The sequence below is a fragment of the Acinetobacter sp. V91_7 genome (assembly GCF_031799075.1).
Classification (GTDB): domain Bacteria; phylum Pseudomonadota; class Gammaproteobacteria; order Pseudomonadales; family Moraxellaceae; genus Acinetobacter; species Acinetobacter calcoaceticus.
Genome location: NZ_JAVQNT010000018.1, coordinates 146,266 through 168,514, shown reverse-complemented (window position 1 = coordinate 168,514; position 22,249 = coordinate 146,266). Strand labels below are relative to the sequence as shown.

22 protein-coding genes are annotated in these 22,249 nt (G+C 40.4%); 20 read left to right on the top strand and 2 right to left on the bottom strand.

Translation table 11 applies throughout. The annotated features are described in order from the left end of the window. Positions 1-225: 225 nt before the first annotated feature. Complete coding sequence (locus RMB03_RS01430) at positions 226-1,539, top strand: alpha/beta hydrolase (protein WP_311073324.1); 1,314 nt, start codon at positions 226-228, stop codon at positions 1,537-1,539. 56 nt (positions 1,540-1,595) lie between these two features. Here the strand turns inward: RMB03_RS01430 and RMB03_RS01425 are convergent, their stop codons facing one another. After that, positions 1,596-2,438: a class I SAM-dependent methyltransferase gene (locus tag RMB03_RS01425; RefSeq protein WP_209734707.1), complete on the bottom strand. Its 843-nt coding sequence runs from the start codon at positions 2,436-2,438 to the stop codon at positions 1,596-1,598. A gap of 373 nt (positions 2,439-2,811) precedes the next feature. Beyond that, positions 2,812-3,831 (bottom strand): beta-N-acetylhexosaminidase, encoded by a 1,020-nt coding sequence (gene nagZ / locus RMB03_RS01420; protein WP_311073321.1) that lies wholly within the window; start codon positions 3,829-3,831, stop codon positions 2,812-2,814. Between the two features lie 192 nt (positions 3,832-4,023). Between nagZ and RMB03_RS01415 the strand changes: the two genes are divergently transcribed. The 19 genes from RMB03_RS01415 to RMB03_RS01325 all read left to right on the top strand — a co-directional run bounded on the left by RMB03_RS01415 (position 4,024) and on the right by RMB03_RS01325 (position 22,247). Beyond that, entirely contained in the window at positions 4,024-6,207 is a 2,184-nt protein-coding gene (locus RMB03_RS01415) for a carboxy terminal-processing peptidase (protein ID WP_133747619.1), read from the top strand. Between the two features lie 138 nt (positions 6,208-6,345). After that, positions 6,346-7,635, top strand: coding sequence for a glycosyltransferase family 1 protein (locus RMB03_RS01410; RefSeq protein WP_311073602.1), 1,290 nt, complete (start codon positions 6,346-6,348; stop codon positions 7,633-7,635). A gap of 24 nt (positions 7,636-7,659) precedes the next feature. Then, positions 7,660-8,211, top strand: a complete 552-nt coding sequence (locus RMB03_RS01405) for a phosphatase PAP2 family protein (RefSeq protein WP_005036937.1) — start codon at positions 7,660-7,662, stop codon at positions 8,209-8,211. Positions 8,212-8,310: 99 nt separating this feature from the next. After that, complete coding sequence (iscX, locus tag RMB03_RS01400) at positions 8,311-8,511, top strand: Fe-S cluster assembly protein IscX (RefSeq protein WP_003654869.1); 201 nt, start codon at positions 8,311-8,313, stop codon at positions 8,509-8,511. A 113-nt stretch (positions 8,512-8,624) separates the two neighbouring features. Next, positions 8,625-9,056, top strand: a complete 432-nt coding sequence (gene ndk, locus RMB03_RS01395) for a nucleoside-diphosphate kinase (RefSeq protein WP_003654870.1) — start codon at positions 8,625-8,627, stop codon at positions 9,054-9,056. 123 nt (positions 9,057-9,179) lie between these two features. Further along, positions 9,180-10,415: a 23S rRNA (adenine(2503)-C(2))-methyltransferase RlmN gene (rlmN, locus tag RMB03_RS01390; protein ID WP_311073310.1), complete on the top strand. Its 1,236-nt coding sequence runs from the start codon at positions 9,180-9,182 to the stop codon at positions 10,413-10,415. A 14-nt stretch (positions 10,416-10,429) separates the two neighbouring features. Further along, positions 10,430-11,230 (top strand): type IV pilus biogenesis/stability protein PilW, encoded by an 801-nt coding sequence (pilW, locus tag RMB03_RS01385; protein WP_005036935.1) that lies wholly within the window; start codon positions 10,430-10,432, stop codon positions 11,228-11,230. Next, positions 11,221-12,012, top strand: a complete 792-nt coding sequence (locus RMB03_RS01380) for a helix-turn-helix domain-containing protein (protein ID WP_004641111.1) — start codon at positions 11,221-11,223, stop codon at positions 12,010-12,012. Before pilW ends, RMB03_RS01380 begins: the two co-directional genes overlap by 10 nt. A 21-nt stretch (positions 12,013-12,033) precedes the next feature. Next, positions 12,034-13,149: a flavodoxin-dependent (E)-4-hydroxy-3-methylbut-2-enyl-diphosphate synthase gene (gene ispG / locus RMB03_RS01375; RefSeq protein ID WP_004641112.1), complete on the top strand. Its 1,116-nt coding sequence runs from the start codon at positions 12,034-12,036 to the stop codon at positions 13,147-13,149. Beyond that, positions 13,146-14,438: a histidine--tRNA ligase gene (hisS, locus tag RMB03_RS01370; protein WP_132070886.1), complete on the top strand. Its 1,293-nt coding sequence runs from the start codon at positions 13,146-13,148 to the stop codon at positions 14,436-14,438. The genes ispG and hisS overlap by 4 nt, the downstream gene beginning before the upstream one ends. A gap of 28 nt (positions 14,439-14,466) precedes the next feature. Next, complete coding sequence (locus tag RMB03_RS01365) at positions 14,467-15,165, top strand: tetratricopeptide repeat protein (protein ID WP_004641116.1); 699 nt, start codon at positions 14,467-14,469, stop codon at positions 15,163-15,165. Next, complete coding sequence (gene bamB / locus RMB03_RS01360) at positions 15,165-16,310, top strand: outer membrane protein assembly factor BamB (RefSeq protein WP_311073309.1); 1,146 nt, start codon at positions 15,165-15,167, stop codon at positions 16,308-16,310. Before RMB03_RS01365 ends, bamB begins: the two co-directional genes overlap by 1 nt. 187 nt (positions 16,311-16,497) lie before the next feature. Beyond that, complete coding sequence (der, locus tag RMB03_RS01355; RefSeq protein ID WP_005036930.1) at positions 16,498-17,907, top strand: ribosome biogenesis GTPase Der; 1,410 nt, start codon at positions 16,498-16,500, stop codon at positions 17,905-17,907. 196 nt (positions 17,908-18,103) lie between these two features. After that, positions 18,104-18,718 carry a beta-ketoacyl synthase chain length factor gene (locus RMB03_RS01350; RefSeq protein ID WP_311073305.1) on the top strand — a complete coding sequence of 205 codons (615 nt, stop codon included), beginning with the start codon at positions 18,104-18,106 and terminating at the stop codon, positions 18,716-18,718. After that, complete coding sequence (locus RMB03_RS01345; RefSeq protein WP_311073304.1) at positions 18,703-19,506, top strand: lysophospholipid acyltransferase family protein; 804 nt, start codon at positions 18,703-18,705, stop codon at positions 19,504-19,506. The genes RMB03_RS01350 and RMB03_RS01345 overlap by 16 nt, the downstream gene beginning before the upstream one ends. Position 19,507: 1 nt before the next feature. Beyond that, a complete protein-coding gene (locus RMB03_RS01340) occupies positions 19,508-19,768 on the top strand; it encodes a phosphopantetheine-binding protein (RefSeq protein WP_000067033.1) in 261 nt (86 codons plus the stop codon). 5 nt (positions 19,769-19,773) lie between these two features. Beyond that, complete coding sequence (locus RMB03_RS01335; RefSeq protein ID WP_080592314.1) at positions 19,774-20,028, top strand: acyl carrier protein; 255 nt, start codon at positions 19,774-19,776, stop codon at positions 20,026-20,028. Then, positions 20,025-20,579, top strand: a complete 555-nt coding sequence (locus RMB03_RS01330; RefSeq protein WP_311073300.1) for a Clp protease — start codon at positions 20,025-20,027, stop codon at positions 20,577-20,579. The genes RMB03_RS01335 and RMB03_RS01330 overlap by 4 nt, the downstream gene beginning before the upstream one ends. 9 nt (positions 20,580-20,588) lie before the next feature. After that, the gene (locus RMB03_RS01325) at positions 20,589-22,247 is read left to right on the top strand and encodes an AMP-binding protein (RefSeq protein ID WP_311073299.1); all 1,659 of its coding nucleotides are present in this window, start codon (positions 20,589-20,591) and stop codon (positions 22,245-22,247) included. The last annotated feature ends 2 nt before the right edge of the window (positions 22,248-22,249 follow it).

Here is a 22,249-nt window from a genome sequence, read left to right as displayed (position 1 = left end):
AAATGTGACCGCTATAAAAAAACATTTAAATATTTTGCAAACTATTAGCGACTTAAACAAGATGAGCGGTCATTTGAGCGATTGCGTATATTTCACACAATTGTTTAGAATGTTATTGTGCAATACAAACTAATACAAATTTTAAAGTTTTGTGCATAAAAGATTACGTGTTCAAGAAGGAACTCTTGCAGCATAAAAAAATTACAGCAAGGAGGAAGCAAGGATATGAATTCCATTATTCAAATGGATTCGGAGATAAACCAAGCTTATGCCGGTTTTGGCTTTTTCGATATCTACCATAGAGATAGTTTTAAACAACCTGCTCGTACAACATGGATTGACGGCTGGAAGATTGAATATATGGCAATTGCCGATCCAAAAACGATTCACAATACGCCAATTGTGATTGTGGGCGGTGCTTTCCAGAATTTTAATTCTTATAAATATTGTGTTGAACAATTGTTTGAAAGCGGTCCGGTAATCTTAATTGATTTACCTTCTATGGGCGCAAATCAGCAAATTACCAATCGGGATACAGGAGTATCTGCGGGTACTTTAGAATTACCTGATTTATCTAAAATGTTGGGACGCTGGCTGGATATTGTTGGACTACAGAAAGTTTCTGTGATGGGAATGTCTTTGGGGTCGGTGATAGCCTCTTGCTTTGCTTATCATCGCCCAGAATTAATGGACCGCATGATTTTGATGGGTGTTATGCAAAAGACCCGAAAAAGTTGGCGAATGATTTTGGAAGAGTCCCTCAAACTCATGCAAGAAAACCGCATGGAAGAGTTTGGGCAAGCTGTGATTTTATATTTGGTGAATCATGCAAAATTAGATAAAACCCGCATGTCACCTACAGCCAAAAAATTATTTTTTAGGCAAATGGCTGAGTTTACGGGCACAGAGCGAGAGCGTTATGAAATTAACTGTAATCGTCTTTTGCGTTTAACTGATGTACCAATTCCGGCGTGTAAAACTCTCGTTGCTGCAGGGCAGTACGATAGTTTTACTCTGCCTCATGAAAATGCAAATTTTGCTTTGCAATGTCCAGATATGGAATTTGCACTTATTGCAAACGCTGACCATGTACCTCAGTTGCAACGCCGTAAAGAAACTATGAGTTTGTTCACCACTTTCTTGAAGGGGGAGTCTATCCATAATCTGGATGGAATTATTCCTATGACACGTGAACAAATGCAAAAGATGGAACGCCGTGGTGAAGAGCGAGTGCCAGTTTTGCAGCCGAAAACTCAACTTACTCACCGAGAGTTTGATGCACAGGTGCCAGTGACGATCGTTGATGTCACATTCTTTGGTATGTATTTAAAAATGGATGATGTTTCGAAGCTGGATTTTGTAAATGAACATCCACGTGATTTGGCACTGCATTTAGAAGATGAAGAAGGTACTTTTTCAATTGAATGTTTAATTTTTGAAAGTACAGAGCAGGGGATTCGAGCTTTATTTAAACATGGTAGTTTTGAACTTGCTGATCGTTTAAGTCGTTTTATTGCTCGTCAAAAACAAACTGTTTAATCTATTCCTTATAGTTGGAAGCTCGTAATTTTCGAGCTTCCAATTTTTTATGCTTATTATTTTGTTTGGCTATGGATTATCCAGACAAGATCACCTAAATGTTGCTCATGACCATCGGAAGAAACTTGTCCAAAAAATATTTGTGGCTGTTCAACTGTGACTTGTTGAAACCCCGCATCTTTAAAAAAATCCTGCACTTCTTGAGGACTTTTAAAATGAAAACTAAAGGAACTACGGGACATTAATTTAAGTAGCTTACTACTGTTCCAGATAATACTGGCAAGTTTATTTTTAACTGGCTCAGGGTACAGATCCGTTAAATAATAGAATGTTTTAAAAGCAGCACCATAGTGAGCGATCGATTGAATGAGTTGTTTTAATAAATCTTTATCAAAATAGTTAATTAAACCTTCACTAATCACAACCAATGGGCGTTTAGGGTCAAATACTTCAAATGCTTGCGCAAAAGCTTCCGTAAATAAATCGACTGAGAGAATTTCGGGCGCATTTTTTTCAATTTGTTGAAGTGCATTTTGTTTGGTTTGTGCCATGTCGGGTAAATCAAGCTCCCGATAGGTAATTGAAGGGTAATGCTGTCTAAACCACCATCCGCGAGGGGACAGGCCACATGCTATTTCTAAGACTTGTAGATCAGGATTTTCTTGAATTAACTTCTCTAAATGATGATCAAGCATCGTATGGCGTTGTTTGAGTGTGGTGCGCATGCTACCACCCACATATTTCTCGGCCCAAGACTCTATAGGGTGAACCAAATACGCCAGTGATTTTCCTTTAGCTGTAGCAAGTGCTTCGTGAGAGATCCCCATTTGGTACCAGATATAGCCGGTATAGTGTGCAGTAAAAGAAATATGGCGGTGTTTAGAAAGTTGTTGTGTCATTCGTCCTGAACTCGGTTTATTGTTTTTGTGTGATCTTCATTATTCATAACAATGAAGAGGTTTTAATGCATTGATGTTGAATGAACCTGCATGACGGAGTCCTGTCAATTAGGTTGGCATTCTAGGATGAACTTTCAGTTAGAGTTACTTTTCTTTCGGGAAAAGTAACCAAAACCTGAGGTGCGAATAGCAAAGATTAATTATCTTTGCCGTACCGTAAAACGAAAGCTATGCTTGAGTAAAATACTACGCACTTCGTTTGTCTTGCGCAATGCGAAAGCGCTAACGCTTTTGCATTGCTCAGGTTGCGTATGACTTAACCGCGTATCAGATAGTGAATAGGTTTTTGTAGCCAATTGAAATTTATACTAACTTAAATTGAATTCTTAAACTCTTCAATGGCAGTTTTGACAGCCTGCCACTCACTTCCAAGCGATAAGGTTTCACCAATCTGAATTTGTGGAATTTGACCGCGCATACGTTCTAAGCGTTCTTGGTTTGGCAGAGCAAGTTTTTCGATACCTTCTAGTGCTGTGCATGCCGCATCACGGTCATTACACACAAGTCCCATATCACAACCCGCAGAAAGCGCGGCTTGAATACGTGCATCTGCACCACCTGCTACACATGCGGCCTGCATACTTAAGTCGTCAGAGAAAAGTACACCATCAAACTTCAAACGGTTACGTAGAACTTCTTGAATCCAAAAAGGTGAAAAACCAGCTGGATTTGGGTCAATCTGATCATAAATAACATGTGCTGGCATGAGTGCATCAAGCTGAGGCATGAGCTTGATAAAGCTTTGCATGTCATGATTATAGATTTCATCATAGCTACGGCTGTCAATTGCAGCTGCGACATGAGAATCTGCTTTCACGGAACCGTGGCCCGGGAAGTGTTTGCCCGTGTTTGCCATTCCGGCTTTTTTCATGCCTTGCATAAATGCGCCAGCAAGAGGTGCGATATCCTCAATATTTTTAGAGAAACCTCGGTCACCAATCACGTCACTAATTGCATTAAGGTCTAAAACTGGTGCAAAACTGAAATCAATACCTACAGCAAGGACTTCGGTTGCCATGAGCCAACCACACTGTTCAGCTAGCTCAAGTGCTTTTTGAGGTTGGGTAATATAAAGTTCACCAAAACGGCCCATGGCCGGTAATAAGGTGAAACCAGATCTTAGGCGCTGAACTCTACCACCTTCTTGGTCGACAGCAATTAAAATATCTGGACGAATTTGACGCATGTGGTCTGTTAAAGCACGCACTTGTTGCGGAGATTCAATATTTCGTGCAAATAAAATCATGCCACCGACTTGCGGAGCGCGTAATAGTTCAATATCTTCTTGAGTAAGTTCTGTGCCGGCGATATCCAGCATCAATGCGCCAATCATATTGGTTCCATTTGAATTTTGATTGAAAAACAATAAGCGAATTTTGCAATGTTTTGCTACATTTTGTCAGTACAGAATATGATAAAACTACACGGTATAAACAATTTAGTTGGTTAAGATTTTGAATCTGCTTAGTTCATATCGAAAACAGAGCATGTAAGATAGGAACACCCAAGGAAGTATTAAAAATTTATGAAACTTCAAACTATAGCTTGTGCAGTAGCGATCGCGACTGGCGGTTTATTCTTCTCTCATACGATGAATGAAGCGAGAGCAGCAACGAATACTGCTGTGGTTTCTCAATCGATCCAGCCAACGCAAGAGCAGGCTTTGGTAGCCCGCCAACTGGCAACTTTAGTTGATCGCCAACATTATTTGAATATGCGTCTGGATGCAACAACATCAAATCGTATTCTCGATATGTATTTAGATAATCTTGACCCAGATCACTCACTATTTTTAGACGCTGAAGTTCAAAATTATAAAAAACTATATGGTTCAAATTTTGGTGCTTCATTAAAGGCGGGGAACTTAACAGGGCCATTTGCAATTCATCAGCAATATCGTGAACGCTTAAAACAATTTTATGAGTTCATGTTGGCTGAGTTGAAACAACAGCAAAATTTAAAACAGCCAAATAGCTATATTGAAGTTGATCGTGAAAAAGCACCGTATTTTAAAACGACAGCTGAGCAACAAAACCACTGGCGTAAAATGCTGGTTTCGCAGTTAATCAACTTAACTATTAGTCGTGAAGAAGAGCAGGCAAAACAAAAAGCGCTTAAAGAAAACCCTTCACTTGCTGATGGTCAAGACTTAACTGGCCCAGAAGATTTAACGCCAGCTCAGACCTTAACTAAACGTTATACACGTCAGCTTGAAAGAATTAGTCGTGTGAAAAGCGATGATGTGTTGGACAAAACATTAAATGCAATGTTGGCGACCTATGATCCACATAGTAACTATTACCCGCCAATTGATGCGATAGAACTTAATCGCCAAACGACCTTACAACTAGAAGGTATTGGGGTATCGATTCGTCCAGAGCGTGGCAATGAAGATTACACCAAGATTGAAACCATTGTAGAAGGTGGTCCTGCTAGTAAGTCTGGTCAAGTGAAATCAGGAGATCGAATCGTTGGTGTCGCCCAAGAAGGCGAGAAAATGATTGATGTGGTTGGCTGGTCAAGTTCTGAAATTGTTGGGCTTATTCGTGGTAAACGCGGAACGAAAGTAACATTAAAACTTCTTGGTGCTGGTGCATCAATGAGTCAGGCACGTAATGTGACTTTGGTGCGTGATGTTATTCAAGAAGAAGATGCTGGTGTTCGTTCACGCACAGTTGAAGTGACACGTGATGGTAAAAAGCACGTATTGGGCGTAATCGAAATTCCATCATTCTATTTTGACTATCGTTCACGTCGTGCTGGTCAACAGTACCGTTCAGTTTCGGAAGATACTGCAAATGCTTTTGAAGCCTTAAAAGCGAAGAAAGTAGAAGGTATTATCATTGACCTACGTAATGACCCAGGTGGTTCATTAGAAGAAGTTGCACGTATGCTGGGTCAAGTGATTAAGTCTGGTCCAGTTGTCCAAATTCGTGATGGTAATGGCAACGTAAGTGTTTTTGAAGACAACGACGGTGGTCAACAAATTTACACTGGCCCTCTTGCTGTAATGGTGAACTTGGCGTCAGCGTCCGCAAGTGAAATTTACTCTGCTGCAATTCAAGATTATGAGCGCGGTATTATTATTGGTAGTACAACAACTGGTAAGGGTACTGCTCAGGTACAACTTGATACTCTGGCATACGGTCAAGCGACTTTAACTCAGCGTAAGTTCTACCGTATTACGGGTGGTAGTACACAAAATAAAGGTGTAGTGCCAGACATTAAACTCGTCGATATCTATAACGAAGAGTTTGGTGAACGTAAATCGAAGAATGCGTTGAAGTGGGACACCATTCCTACAGCGCCATTTAAACGTGAAGGTTCTGTTCAGCCATATGTCGCGAAGTTGTCTCAGTCTTCTGAACAACGTGTTGCTGTCGATCCTCAGTTTAAATATTTAAATAAACGTACTGCGATTGCTAAGGTTACAAGTGAGCAAAAGCAAGTCGTACTTGATATTGATAAACGCCGTGCAGAATTGCTTGGTTTAGAGAAACAGACTCTAGATGCAGAAAATGAACGCCGTGCAGCAAGTGGCCAAAAGCCTTTTGCAAACTGGGAAAGCTATCAAGCTTCATTAGATGCTCTAGCTGAATCTCGCGCTAAAATGAAGGCTTCACAACGTCCTGCATTGCCAGAAGAAGAAACTTTTGTGACTGAAGCTGCAAATGTACTTATGGATTATGCAAAATTGCAAAATCGCTAAGCGTTATTAAGCTTTAAGAGAAAAGCACACTGTCATCAGTGTGCTTTTTTTATTTTTCATGTCAGTAAACTGTCATGCATTTATCATCAAAGTGTCAAAAAAACTGCTTAATCTTTAAGCATGAAAATAAATACATTGATGGATGGCGCTATGCAAAGCTCATACGCGACAGCACTATTAAAACAACAGCAACTTCCTGAAAGCTTCCAATTCTATTTTAAACAAAAGCAGCAGTTGTCTAATACCCACTCATTACATGAGTTGGTTCGCCCGCGTTTAAAAATTGCGATTGTTACCGAAACATGGCCACCTGAAATTAATGGTGTGGCACTTTCATTATTACAGTTATGCCAAGGCTTACAAAAGCAGGGGCATAAGATTTTATTGATTCGCCCAGAACAAAAAGCAAAATGCCATGACTTTACACCAGAGCAAGAATGTCTGGTCATGTCGCAAGCGATTCCAAAATATCCGACTTTACAGTTTGGTTGGCCACAATATCTAAAAGTATCGAAAGCTTTTGAAAAGTTTGTGCCAGATGTAGTCCACATTGTGACAGAAGGTCCTTTAGGTTTAACTGCCATGCAGGCCGCAAAAGCAAAAGCTATTCCGGTTTCTAGCGGCTTTCATTCACCCTTTCAAGATTTTAGCCGATTCTTTGATTTGGCTTTTTTAGTAAAACCAATTCAAAAATACCTGTGCTGGTTTCACAATAATACTCAAGTGACCTGTGTGCCGAGTAAAGATACACAAGAAGCATTACGAGGTTTCGGTATTACGTGTCCACTGGTTGTTGTTGGGCGCGGCGTAGACACAACGAGATTTTCACCAAAGCATCGTTCTGAAAATTTGCGAAAGCAATGGGACGCCGATGAGAATACTCGCGTTATGCTCTATGTGGGACGTTTGTCTCCAGAGAAAGAAGTGCAAGTGCTCATTGAAAGTTATGCCAACCTACAAACTGTTCAGCCATATAAAACTAAGTTAGTTATTGTGGGAGATGGCCCAGATTTTGCTCGGTTAAAATCATTGCCTGAAGCGAAGGGTGTTATCTTTACCGGAAGTCTGAGAGGTCAAGACTTGGCAACTGCCTATGCGAGTGCAGATGTATTCGTATTTGCGAGTCAAGTTGAAACGTTTGGTAACGTAGTTTTAGAGGCAATGGCAAGCGGTTTGCCAGTTATCGCGTATGATTATGCATGTGCACATCAATACTTAACACATGGTGTGAATGGCTGGTTAAGCCCACTTGGACACAAAAGCCACTTTATACAACAAATTTATCAGCTTCCTTCAGTACAACAACTTAGAGAAATGGGCGTACAAGCCTGTCATAAAGTACAGCAAAGCGGTTGGCAACTTCCGGTTCAGCAATTGGAGCAGGCATTTTATCAGGTAGTGAAGGAGCCCTCTGTGGACTTCACCTAAGTATCCTAAAATAGGAGAATGACCATGAAATTTAAGAATGCAAAAATAAAAATACTCGATTTAGATTTGAGAGGCTGTTTATATCTGAACAATTTCTCTCACTCACAACGTGTTGCCCTTTTTTTCAAAATCATCAGTCGTGTGGGTGATGGACCATTTTGGTATCTGATGCTGGCAATTGTATGGGGGATGCAAGGCATCACCTATAGCCTGCAAATCATCTACTTATTACTGGGTGGTTCTCTTGGAACGGCAATCTATAAATTTTTAAAACATAAAACAACGCGACCTCGTCCTTATCAGGTGCATCAGGTGATTGTGCTAGGTGAGAGACCACTCGATCATTTCAGCTTTCCATCTGGCCATACGCTTCATGCTGTGATGGTGACAATTGTCTTGGGCTATATCCAGCCAGTCCTGCTTGCTGCGATGTTTCCTTTCATGGTGCTCGTGGCATTGTCTCGAATGGTACTTGGTCTTCACTACCCAAGTGATGTGATTGTAGGAGCTTTAATTGGCGCTGCTGTGGCAAGTTTAATTATTTTTGCTGCACCTTTATTGAACATCGCTTTATAAGCATCGGTAATTTTTATCAGCTTAAGCTAACGATTAGGTTTGTGGATTTGCTAAAGTACACAGTTCTTGATTTAGCAGATTAAACAGATAGGAGCCGCTATGGGCTTACGTTGGACAGATACGATTGATATTGCCATTGAATTGTCAGAAGCACATCCAGAAGTTGATCCGCAATGGATTCGTTTTACCGATTTACATGCATGGGTATGTGCTTTACCAGATTTTAATGATGACCCCAATAAATCGACAGAAGGATTGCTAGAAGGGATCCAAATGGCCTGGATAGACGAAGTTCGCTAAAAACAGTAGAAAAAATCGCAACTTTTACACATACAAAGCTGATTATTGCCTATGACATCGGTATAATGCGGCAAATTTTTTAAAGTTTAAATCTTAAAATAAAGGAGCCACTCATGGCTATTGAACGTACTTTGTCTATCGTAAAACCTGATGCAGTGTCTAAAAACCACATCGGTGATATTTTTGCTCGTTTTGAAAAAGCGGGTTTAAAAATTGTTGCGACTAAAATGAAACACCTTTCTCAAGCTGATGCTGAAGGTTTCTATGCTGAGCATAAAGAACGTGGTTTCTTTGGTGACTTAGTTGCATTCATGACTTCTGGTCCAGTTGTAGTATCTGTTCTTGAAGGCGAAAATGCAGTTCTTGCACACCGTGAAATCTTAGGCGCTACAAACCCTAAAGAAGCAGCTCCTGGCACTATCCGTGCTGATTTTGCTGTAAGCATCGATGAAAACGCTGCTCACGGTTCTGACTCAGTTGCTTCTGCAGAGCGTGAAATTGCTTACTTCTTTGCTGACAACGAGATCTGCCCACGCACTCGTTAATCGAAAGCATTCAAACCAGATAAGTGGTATACTACTTATCTGGTTTTTTTATTCTCTCAAGAGAATATTGTTTGATTCTTGAACAATATCTTCAGTTTTTTGACATGGTTTAGGTAAATACACATGAGTTCTGCAGAGGTCGTTTCATCTGAAAATCTTGATGGACAGCAGCAATCTTCGTCCACGCTGGTAATTCCTGCTGCCGAAAATAAAGTGAATTTACTCGGCATGTCTCGTACTGAATTAGAAAAATTCTTTGAAGACATTGGTGAGAAAAAGTTTCGTGCCGGACAAGTCATGAAATGGATGCATCAATACTTCATTACTGATTTTGCTGAAATGACCAATATTTCAGGCAAATTACGTGAGAAGCTTGAACAGATTTGTGAAATCAAGGCGCCTGAAGTTGTTCACCGTCATTATTCAAAAGATGGCACACGTAAGTGGGTTTTTCGCGTGGGTGATGGAGCAGGATCTTTGGTTGAAACGGTATTAATTCCTGCTGAAGACAAAACAGGCTTGCGCAAGACTTTGTGTATTTCCTCACAAGTAGGTTGTGCATTGGACTGTTCATTTTGTTCAACAGGTAAACAAGGTTTCCAACGTGATTTAACGCCAGATGAAATCATTGGACAACTCTGGATGGCAAACTATTCTTATATGGAAGAAGTGCCCGTTGCCGAGCGCGAGCGTTCAGTGACCAATGTCGTGATGATGGGTATGGGTGAGCCATTGCTCAACTATGATGCAGTATTAAGCTCCATGCAGATTATGCTTGATGACTTTGCCTATGGTATGTCTAAGCGCCGTGTGACTTTATCAACGTCAGGTGTTGTACCGAAAATTGACCAACTTGCAAAAGACATTGATGTTGCTTTAGCAATTTCTTTACATGCACCAAACGATGAATTACGTAACGAATTAGTGCCAATTAATAAAAAATATCCATTGGCTCAGTTAATTGCAGCATGTCAGCGTTATATTGCCAAAGATGGTAATGAAAGTACGCGTAAACATGTGACCATTGAATATGTGATGTTAGAGGGCGTAAATGATCACCCTGAACATGCACAGCAAATGATTAAATTATTAAAAAACTTACCAAGTAAAATTAATTTAATTCCATTTAATCCGTTCCCGCATGCGCCATATGGTCGCTCAAGCCGAAATCGAATTATCTCGTTCCAAAAAACTTTGTCTGATGCTGGATTTGTGTGTACGATTCGTCAAACACGTGGTGATGATATTGATGCTGCATGTGGACAGTTAGTCGGTCAAGTGGCTGATAGAACTCGTCGTGCTGAACAGTGGCAGAAAAAAGTCACACAGCGTCAAGAGATTTTGCGGACACAAGGATAAATTGAGGGCAGGCTTTGAGTACTCCAAAGTTAAAAACGGTATTTTGTATGGGAGTTGCAGTTGCGCTTTTGGCAAGTGGTTGCCAGACAACGCATACGCAAAAAAAAGACCCAGAAAAAGCGGTAAAGGTGCGTACACAACTTGCTGCTGAACATATCCGTTCAGGTGACTTGGATTCGGCAAAGCGAGCTCTTGATCAAGCCTTAAGTGTAGATAGCCGTGATGCAACGGCAAATATGATGATGGGTATTTTACTACAGCAAGAAGGTAGTAAGCCGAACTTAGAAAAAGCAGAACATTATTTTAAACGAGCAATTTCATCTGAACCAGATAATGCTCAAGCACATAATAACTATGGTACTTATTTATACCAAATGGAACGCTATAATGATGCGATCGAGCAATTTCGTATTGCTGGCACAACATTAGGGTATGACCAACGCTATCAGGCGTTAGAAAATCTGGGGCGTATTTATTTAAAATTGGGTGATGTTGCGAATGCTGAAAAAACATTCAAGCAATCACTCCTTGCTAACCGCGACTCTTATATTTCAATGTTAGAGTTAGCGGAAATTTTTTATTTGCAGCAGCAGATTCCGGCTGCTACACAAATGTATGAGCAATATGCTCGTACAGTGGGGCAGAAAAATCAGGGTGCAAGAGCACTTTGGATTGGTGTAAGAGTGGCTCGAGCCAATGCGGATAAAATGGGAATGCAAGTGTTAGTAAACCAATTACGTGCTTTGTTCCCAGAAAGTCCAGAATATCAACGTTATTTGCAATTACAGTATAGTACTGAGGCCGTATGGAAATAAATCCTAATTCACAGCAGCCAACTGGCTCAAGCTTACCGACTTCTGCTTTAGGAAATATTCAACGTCCTGGTGAGTATTTACGTCAAATTCGAGTTGCTCAGAATAAAGAGTTAGGGCAAGTTTCTTCAGATCTAAACATGCCGGTTAAAACTCTAACCGCTTTAGAGCAAGATGATTATAAGTCATTGCCAGAAGCGACTTTTATCAAGGGTTATTACCGTTCATATGCAAAATATCTAAATACAGATGCGACGGCAATTATTCAGCGCTTTGATGAGATTTATGCAAATGATACCGGGCTTTTACCGAACCATGCTTTAAATAACTCACCAATTAAAATCATGGGTAAACTCCCAGGTTCTAATAGTGACCGTAATAAGAAATGGTTGAAGCGTGCACTGCTTGCAATTTTGGTTATTGCTGTTGTGTCATTGATTGTTATGGGTATTCAAAAATGGACTTCAAAGAAAGAAGATGCTGATTTACCTAAAGTAAATCAATCTAATGTTGAAGTTTTACCTATGAAAGGAAATGCCACCTCAACAGTGGGTGATCAATTGGTGCTAAACTTTAACCGACCAACTTCTGTTCATATTGTTGATGCAACAGGTAAAGTTTTGGCGACAGGTCGTCAGTCATCAACTTTAAATTTAAATGGTGAGTCTCCATTTCAGATTCGTCTTGATGATGCAACTGCTGTGTCATTAAGTTTAAACCAAGAACAGATTTCATTGTCTCCATATACGGTAAACGGTAAAGCTGAATTCCGTTTATCCCGCTAATACCATGAGTTGAGCGATACAATGATAGAGAACCCAATTAAACGTCGACCAACACGTAAAATCCGTGTTGGGTCGGTGTATGTCGGTGGCGATGCACCTATTAGCGTGCAAAGTATGACAAACACTGAAACTTGCGATGTTGATGCAACCGTTGCTCAGATTGAACGTTGCGCTGAAGCAGGTGCTGATATTATGCGTGTTTCGGTCCCATCTATGGAAGCTGCTGAAGCATTTGGCGCAATTCGTAAGCGCGTTTCAGTACCATTAGTTGCCGATATTCATTTTGACCATAGAATTGCCTTAGCAGTTGCAGATTATGGTGCAGACTGTTTGCGTATTAATCCAGGGAATATCGGGTCCGACCAGAAAGTTCGTGAAGTCGTTGCTGCTGCACGTCATCATGGCATTTCAATGCGTATTGGCGTCAATGGTGGTTCTCTAGAAAAAGATTTACAAAAAAAATATGGTGAGCCTACAGGTGAAGCACTGCTTGAGTCTGCATTACGCCATATTGATATTTTAGATCGACTCAATTTCCATGAATTTAAAGTCAGTGTAAAAGCATCTAATGTATTTTTAACCATGGATGCTTATCGTTTACTTTCAAAACAAATCGATAATCCATTACATCTTGGTGTAACTGAAGCGGGTATTTACCGTACCGGTACTGTGAAATCAGCGATTGCCCTTGGCGGATTATTGATGGAAGGTATTGGCGATACGATGCGTATTTCGCTTGCTGCCGAACCAGAAGATGAAATCAAGATTGGTTTTGATATCTTAAAATCATTAGGACTTCGCTCTAATGGGATTAACTTTATTGCTTGTCCGAGTTGTTCGCGCCAAGAATTTAACGTTATTCAAGTGATGCAAGCTTTGGAGGAGCGTTTAGAAGATATTCGTACTCCAATGGATGTGTCAGTGATTGGTTGTAAGGTAAATGGCCCGGGTGAAGCAAAAGAAGCCGATATCGGGGTTGTCGGGGCAGCGCCTCGCTCATTGGTTTATCGTAATGGTGAGAAAAGCCATTTAATCGATACCGATCAATTGGTTGATGAAATCGAAACAATGGTTCGTCAACGTGTCCAAGAGCTTGAAGAAGCTAAATCTAAAGAAATTATTCGTAGTTCATCATGAGTTCAATTGTCGCAATCAAAGGTTTTAATGACGTCTTGCCAACGCAAACAGTAGCGTGGAGACGTCTCGAGCAACATTTAGCATCTTTAATGGATGCTTATGGTTATCAACAAATTCGTTTGCCGATCGTTGAACAAACGGGCTTGTTTAAACGTGCTATTGGTGATGCAACCGATATTGTTGAAAAAGAAATGTATACCTTTTTCGATAAAGGTAATCCACCTGAGTCGTTAACCTTACGTCCAGAGGGTACGGCAGGTTGTGTTCGCGCGATGCTCGAACATAATTTGTTGCGTGGTGCTACACCGCGTGTGTGGTATATGGGACCTATGTTCCGCTATGAAAAGCCACAAAAAGGCCGTTACCGTCAGTTTCACCAGTTTGGCGTGGAAACTTTTGGCGTGGCAACACCTGATATTGATGCCGAATTGATTTTGTTGACTGCACGTTTATGGAAACGTATGGGTGTTGCTGATAAGGTTCAACTTGAGTTGAATACTTTAGGTGAGGCTGATGAGCGTACTGAATACCGCAATGCATTGGTTGCTTTTTTAAACGAGCATAAAGATGCGTTGGATGAAGATTCTCAGCGTCGCTTAACAACAAACCCGTTACGCATTTTAGATTCTAAAATTGAATCTACCCAGAAAATTCTGGAAAATGCACCGAAATTGCATGATTTCTTAAAAGAAGATAGTTTGGATCATTTTAAGCAGTTACAAGATTATTTGACTGCTGCTGGTATCCAGTTTGTAATTAACCAGAAGTTAGTACGTGGTCTGGATTATTACAACAAGACTGTTTTTGAATGGACGACTACGGCACTTGGTTCGCAAGGTACAGTATGTGCCGGTGGACGCTACGACGGTTTAGTTGGTCAGTTAAAAGGTAAGCCGGATCAGTCCGTACCAGCAGTTGGTTTTGCGATGGGTATGGAGCGTTTATTGCTTTTACTTGAGCAAGTTGAACAGGCCGAAGTTATTCGTGATTGTGAAGTCTTTTTGGTTGCAGAGCCTGCTTATCAAACCAAAGCTTTGATTTTAGCTGAACAATTACGTGACCAGTTAGAAGCTGCAAATAGCAGTATTCGAATCAAAACAGGTTCTCAAGGCAGCATGAAAAGCCAGATGAAAAAAGCTGATCAGGCTGGAGCAATCTTTGCTTTGATTTTAGGGGAACGAGAGTGGGATGCACAGCAGCTTGCAGTAAAAGAACTAGCAACAGCTGAACAGTCACAAGTAGCAATTGCTGACCTCGTACCATTTTTAATCCAAAAATTTACAAAATAAACTGAAACATCTGGAAAAGGACAATCACATGAGCGTAAGTGATGAAGAACAATTCGACAGCTTAAAGTCGTTCGCCAAAAAATATGGTTCTGCCATGATTAGCGGAATTCTCATTGCGTTGATTGCCTTTTTTGGGTGGACATACTGGCAAAAAAAGAATCTGGCAACTAGCCAAGTAGAAACTGCAAAAGTACAGCAGTTAATGGATGAGGCAAATGCAAGTGCCGATAATCCTAATGCCTTAAGTTCGGTAACTGCATCGGCAGATAAAATTGTAAAAGATGATATCGACTCTGTTCAGGCAATACAGACTCAGTTTGTATTAGCAAAATTAGCCTATGAAAAACAGGACTATGCTGCTGCTGAAAAAGCATTAAAGAAAGTTGAAAATTCAAAAGTAAAAGATGAAGGTTTGATTCAAGTTGTAAAATTGCGTTTAGCAGATGCACAATTGGCGCAAAACAAATATGATGAAGCACTAAAAACCTTGTCTGGTAACGTCGATCCAGCATTTAAAGCAACAGTAGAAGAGTTACGTGGTGATATCTTTGTTGCTAAGAAAGATGTTGATTCTGCTAAAAAAGCGTATCAGGCAGCCTGGAATTCGTTACTAGAACGTAAACAAGAGCGACAAATTTTACAAATTAAACTCGAAAGTGTTGGCGTTTTAGTTGAAGATCCACAGATTGAGCGCCCAATTTTGGAAACACAGGTGGAAGAGTCTTAATGAATCAGAAATTCAAACTGCCTTTGGCAATTGCAATCGCATCGGCTGTACTGGTGGGATGTTCGAGTAATAAAGTAAAAGAAGTTAAACCTAATCCTCTACCGAAATTGACCGAGTCGAAAAAGACCTTAACGCCAGTGTTTTCGCGTAGTGTTTCTTCTACTGATAAGGCTGATCCATTACGTTTGCAACTTGATGCAAACGATGGTGTGGTTTTCACTCTTGATCCAAAAGGTGAAGTAGCTGCATATCGTGGTAAACAACGCATTTGGGAAAAGAAAGTCAGCAAATTAGGCTTGAGCTCTGGTGTTGAAGCTGCTGAAGGAATTGTTGTTGTTGGTAATAGTAAAGGACAACTCTTTGCACTAGACCAAGCAACAGGCGAGCAGAAGTGGACTGCACAGTTATCGGGCGCATTGTTAAGCCCGTCATTGGTTCAATCTGGACGCGTTATTACCATTGCGAATGATGGTACTGTTTTTGCGCATGATGCCGCTTCTGGTCAACAAGTTTGGGCTTATAAATTACCAAATGTCCAATTTAGTTTACGTGGTCAGGCATCACCGGTGAGCCTTGATCCTCGTACTGTATTAATTGCATCTGCGAATGCGTATGTTTATGCAATTGATACGATTAGTGGTATTCCACGTTTCCAACGTCGTGTTGCAGTAAGCGAAGGTCGTTCTGATATTCAACGTTTAATTGATATCGATGGTGATCCTACTGTAGCTGGACAGTTTATGGTAACGACCAGTTTCCAAGGTCAAGTAACTGTAACCGATCTTGCTTCTCAACGTGTAGTTTGGAGTGAAGATTCGAGCAGTACTAAACGTCCAGAAGTTTATGACAACAAAGTATTTGTCTCTTCAGCAGATGGTAAGCTAACAGCTTACGATTTGGCGTCTGGCGAAAAAATCTGGGAAAATGATAGTTTGTTAAACCGTCATTTAAGTAATCCGGTTGTGCTAGGACAAGATCTTGTTGTAGGTGATTTAGATGGCGTATTGCATCTTGTTGAACCAGCAACAGGTAAATTAATTGGTCGTTCAAAAACAAGTGGTGAAGTTAATACATTACGTGTTATCGAGAACCAACTTTATGTTTCGACCAGAAAAGGTGATTTAAGTATTTGGCAGAATCGTTAATTTCGTTCGCTTGTGCTAAAATAAGCGCTTAACAAATTACGCTGTTAAAAATATCGGGGTGTTTGAATTAAATCAGTTCAAAGCCCCGTCTTTTATTATGGTCATCTCTGACCTTAAAATATATCTCCTGTACTGTTTTTAATGCTCATGCCATGAGATATGGCTGGTCTTGAATTAAGGTTATTGTATGAAACCCGTTATTGCGCTCATTGGTCGTCCGAATGTCGGAAAATCAACGTTATTTAACCAGATTACCAAGAGTCGTGATGCACTTGTAGCCGACTTCGCGGGCCTGACTCGTGACCGTAAATATGGTGATGCGACTTATCAGAATAAGTCTTTCATTGTTGTTGATACTGGCGGTATTGGTGAAAATGAAGGCGGTATTGATAACTACATGGCCGAGCAGTCAAAAACAGCGATCAATGAAGCAGATATCATTATTTTTGTGGTTGATGCGCGTGCTGGTTTATTGGCTTCGGACGAACAAATTGCTCGTGAACTGCGCACTTTGGGTAAAAAAGTTTACTTGGTTGCCAATAAAGTTGATGGTGTTCATGCAGAAGCTGCGTTGGTTGAGTTCTACAAACTTGGTATGGGTGAACCCTTACAAGTTGCTGCAAGCCATGGACGTGGTGTACAGCAAATGCTTGAGGATGTCTTAGTAGACGTACCTGAAGATGAAAATCCAGAAGAGCATGACAAAGCAACAGGTTTGCGTTTAGCGATTATTGGTCGTCCAAATGTGGGTAAATCGACTTTGGTCAATCGATTGCTTGGCGAAGATCGTGTAGTAGCATTTGACCAACCTGGTACAACTCGCGATTCGATTTATATCCCATTTGAACGTGATGGCCGTCAATATACCCTTATTGATACAGCGGGTGTGCGTCGTAAAGGTAAAGTTGATGAAATGATTGAGAAATTCTCAATCGTGAAAACACTACAAGCCATTAAAGATGCACATGTGATTGTGGTGGTGTTGGATGCTCGTGAAGGCGTAGTTGAACAAGATTTACATTTGATTGGTTATGCACTTGAAGCTGGTCGTGCCATGGTGATCGCCATTAACAAATGGGACAACATGACCGAATACGATCGTAAACAGTGTAAATTGGATGTTGATCGTCGTTTTGACTTTATTCCTTGGGCGAAAGTCCATTTAATCTCGGCATTGCATGGCACTGGCGTAGGGGAAATGTACCCAACCATCCATCGTGCTTATGATTCATCGCATTTAAAAGTTTCTCCTGCGAAATTAACCCAAATTTTAAATGATGCGACTGAAGCGCATCAACCACCAATGATTGGTGGTAAGCGTATTAAAATGCGTTATGCGCATATGGGTGGGCAAAATCCACCAACGATCGTAATTCACGGTAATAAGGTCGACAAAACCCCAGCGGATTATCGCCGTTACCTTGAGAATGTGTTCCGCAAAGTTTACAAACTGGAAGGAACGCCAGTACGTGTCGATTTTAAAACGTCGGAAAACCCATTTGAAGGACGTAAGTCACAAGTGGATGAGCGCGTTGCGGCACGTAAACGTCGTTATGTACAGAAATTCAAAAAAGCTGAGAAAAAGTTTAAACGTTAAGCTTTTTAAAGTTAAAAAACCCAAAGTCTTCTTTGGGTTTTTTATTGCAAATAAATGAGCATGTTCCAAGAGTTATGAAAAAGTGTGAATGATAAACGTAATTTTTTGTAAATTTCATAACGAATGCTATAATCAGCATCTTTATAAAATAATTTATATTTCGACAGAATAATGCTGCTTAGGGTTCACTTTTAGCATGGTAACATTACATCTTGCTCAGCTCACATTTACACATGCGCAGCCCTCATATACAGCCCTTGACTGTATTCCAGCTATGCAGCGTAGACGGTTATCGCCATTAGCTAAACTTGCTTTAAATAGTGCGCTTGGTGCATTAGATGGCAGTAAAGCTGATTATATAGTTTGGGTATCACGATATGGTGACGAGTCTAAAACGTTGAATATCTTGCAAGACGTTTTAAGTGAGCAAACACCATCACCTACACAATTTTCAACGTCTGTTCATAATGCAATTTCTGGGCTTTACTCTATTTTATGTCAGGATGACACGCCATCTACCAGCTTAAGCTGTTCATGGACTGAAAGTTTGATTGAGGCCTATGCTCTTTTAAAGTCAATGAAAGATATCCAGCGGGTATTGGTCGTTGCCTATGATGAGCCTTTACCCAATATTTATGCTGAAGCGGTCGATTTCCCTGCCTATGCGATGGCTGCTGTCGTTACTCTAGAGCAACCTAATTTACAAATTACTTCGTGGACGCATACAGATGAAGCAGAGGCTCCTACTTTTGCTCATTTTTGGCAGGATGCTGACCAGTTAATATCTGCATTTGGGTGGAACAAATGCTAAATCTTAAAAATCTCAAACAAAAGGGTAATTATTGCTGGCGTGTAGCTGCAACTGGTTTTAGTTTTGCTAGTTTCGGGCTGGGCGGTATGGCAATCGCCTCAGTTATCGCCCCAGTACTAAATGCAACAACCTCTGATTCTGAAAAGCGTCAGCAGCGTGCGCAGAATGTGATTAAGTATAGCTTTAAAGGCTTTACCGAAATGATGGTCAAACTGGGCATCATGACTTATTCGGTTGAAGGTTTGGAAAAGCTACAGAATAGTCGCCAAGAGCTAGTCATCGCCAATCATCCGAGTTTGATTGATGTTGTAGTACTAATTGGTATGATGCAGCAGGCTAATTGTGTGGTGAAGCAGTCTCTTTGGTCGAACCCCTTTACCAAAGGACCTGTACAAAGCGCGGGTTATATTTTGAACGCAGGCTCTCAGCAATTTGTTGAAGACTGTGTGATGCGTCTAAAAGAAAATAATGCGGCTTCTCTTTTAATTTTTCCGGAAGGAACGCGTACTGAAAAAGGGATGACCCTAAACGAATTTCAGCGCGGTGCAGCCAACATTGCCATCCGTGCAAATGTACCAATTCGCCCAGTAATTATTACCTGTACACCATCGACATTAACCAAGAATGAAAAATGGTACCACGTACCATCTCGGCCATTTCATATCGAAGTGAAAGTACTCGATGCTGTACAAGTTTCAGATTTGTTAGATGATTTAACAGTAGGACCTAAACAAGTTCGTCAGTTAAGTCGTAGTTTTTATAAAATTTTTGATGAAGAGTTATCTTGAAATGAGCAATCTTGCTGATGAACTAAAGCAAATGATTATTGATGTTTTGGCACTAGAAGATATCACTATTGCAGATATTGATACAGAAGCTCCATTATTTGGAGAAGGTTTAGGATTAGACTCGATTGATGCACTGGAGTTGGGACTAGCTTTGAAAAAGCGTTACAACATTCATTTAAATGCAGAGTCGGATGAAACCAAACAGCATTTTAAATCAATCCAAAGTTTAGTTGCTTTAGTTGAAGCACAGCAGAAGTCATAAGGAGTGTGATGATGTTATCTCAAGAGCAAGTATTAACTAAACTCCGCGAATGGATGGAAGATTTGTTTGAAATTGAACCGGAGTCTGTTCAACTCGATTCAAACTTATATTCAGATCTTGATGTAGACAGTATTGATGCAGTTGATTTAGTTGTAAAAATTAAAGAGCTAACCGGTAAGCAAGTAAAACCTGAAGATTTTAAAAATGTGCGAACCGTACTTGATGTTGTGACGGTTATTCGGAATATGACTGCTGAATGAAGCTCGTGATTAAAGGGATGATTACAGCACTTTTTGTGTTGTATCCCTTTATTGTGGGTTGGAGTTTGACGCACGGTCAATTTGTTTGGGTGAGTGTGTTACTCATCGGATTAGGTGTGGTCAGACTTTTTAGTAAAGGCAACTCATTATTATGGCCTTTAACTGGTTTTGCCATTGTTTGTGGCAGCCTTAGCTTGCTGTCACAGAATCATGCTTGGTTAAAGTTATATCCGGTTGGCATGAGTTTGGGTGCATTGGTTATTTTTGCACTGACACTGATAAAACCACCGTCTATGATTGAACGCTTTGCTCGACTCGTTGAACCTGATTTACCTCCTTCTGGTGTGCAGTGGACCAGACAGGTGACTAAGGTATGGTGCATTTTCTTTTTCTGTAATGCATTGATTGCTTTAAGCACCGTACTTTTTACATCGACTCAGGTTTGGGTCATTTATAATGGCTTTATTTCTTATGTGCTGATGGGCATTTTGTTCGTTGGTGAATTTATTTTGCGTAAGCGACATCAGCGTTTACATTCTACAAATCATTAATTAAAAATTATGCACTGTCATTTTCAAAAATTCATCGATTCAGCTCATCCACTTTGTATAGATGCTGCTCTACATTCGACTAGTTTTACTCAATTTTGGCAGGATGTTGCCTTACAAGCTGCTGCAATTGCTCAAATGGAAAATTTAACTTGGGCATTATGGGAAGCAGACAGCTATGAATTTCTGGTTTTATTTTTTGCCGCTTTGTTAGCAGAAAAACAGGTACTTTTACCACCAAATCGAGTACGCGAATTAGAACAAGATTTCGCAGCACAGCAGATTTATTTTTTAAAGCGTCAAGATGTTGAAAAAGTTGTTCCTTTATCTTTAACCTTAGATGATGCTTTTCTAGAGCAGGCGCAACTCTATTTTTATACATCAGGTTCAACGGGAGAGCCTAAAAAAATCCCAAGAACACTCAGACAATTACTCAACGAAGTTCAAGGATTAAGCCAGAGCTTTACTTTCGATGAGCATGCAATTGCGATCGCAACGGTCAGTCATCAACATATTTATGGGCTACTGTTTAAATTATTGCTACCACTAGCAGCGGGTCGAAGTTTTTATTCCCCTCAAATGGCATTTCCTGAAGATGTGGTACAAGCTCAAAAACAATTAGAAACACTGGGATTAAGCAATTATTTGATCTCAAGTCCTGCATTATTAAAACGCTGGACCACAGATGTCATTTTACAGCAATGCCAGATGGTCTTTAGTTCGGGTGGCAAGCTAGAAAGTGGTGTTCGTCCTTTATTAAATCGTCCGATTATTGAAGTTTTGGGAAGTTCTGAAACAGGTGGTATTGCCCATCGTGCTAAAGATGAGGATGCTTGGACTGCTTTTAGCAATGTGGCTATTCGTATTGAAGACCAACAGCTCATGGTCAAGAGTAATCATGCCTATGAGGATGATTGGATTACCACAGGTGATGGCGCAGCATGGACAGATGCAACGTGTCAGACTTTTAAGCTGATGGGGCGTACAGATCGAATTATTAAACTTGAAGAAAAGCGTCTGAGCCTAGATGCGATCGAGCAAAGCATTCAAGCTTTAGATGCGGTACAGCAATGTCATGTACTGGTACTTGAACATGAGCATCGCCAAATATTGGGGTGTATTGTTGTTTTAAAAGAACATGCACGGGAACAGTTACAGCAACTAGGTAAGTCCGCTTTTGTTGGTCATTTAAAACAACAGTTGAAAGATCACTTGGAAACTATAGCAATTCCACGTCAATGGCGTTTCCTAAGTCAGCTACCACAAAACTCTCAGTCTAAACTCAATAAAAGCTATTTGCAGACTCTATTTAAGCCTATGTTACAACCTGTAGTTTTGTCGCAGTCTCAAAGTTCAGATGACTATATTTTTAGCCTTGAATTTCCACCAGAGTTAGCGTGTTTTAAAGGGCATTTCCCAACACAACCGATTTATCCTGGGGTCGGGCAAATAGGTTTTTTACAACATTTTGCTAAATCAATTTGGTCGGACTTAAATTGGTGTCAGGGTTATGAACAGCTAAAATTTCAAAATCTGATCCGTCCTTATGCAATTGTACAACTTAAGCTTTCTCGAAAAGAGCATAAAGTGAGTTTTGAGCTACGCGATTCAGAACAGATTTTGGCTTCTGGGCGTTTATTATTCGCTTTGCAAACGGAAGTAGAGGGTTAAAA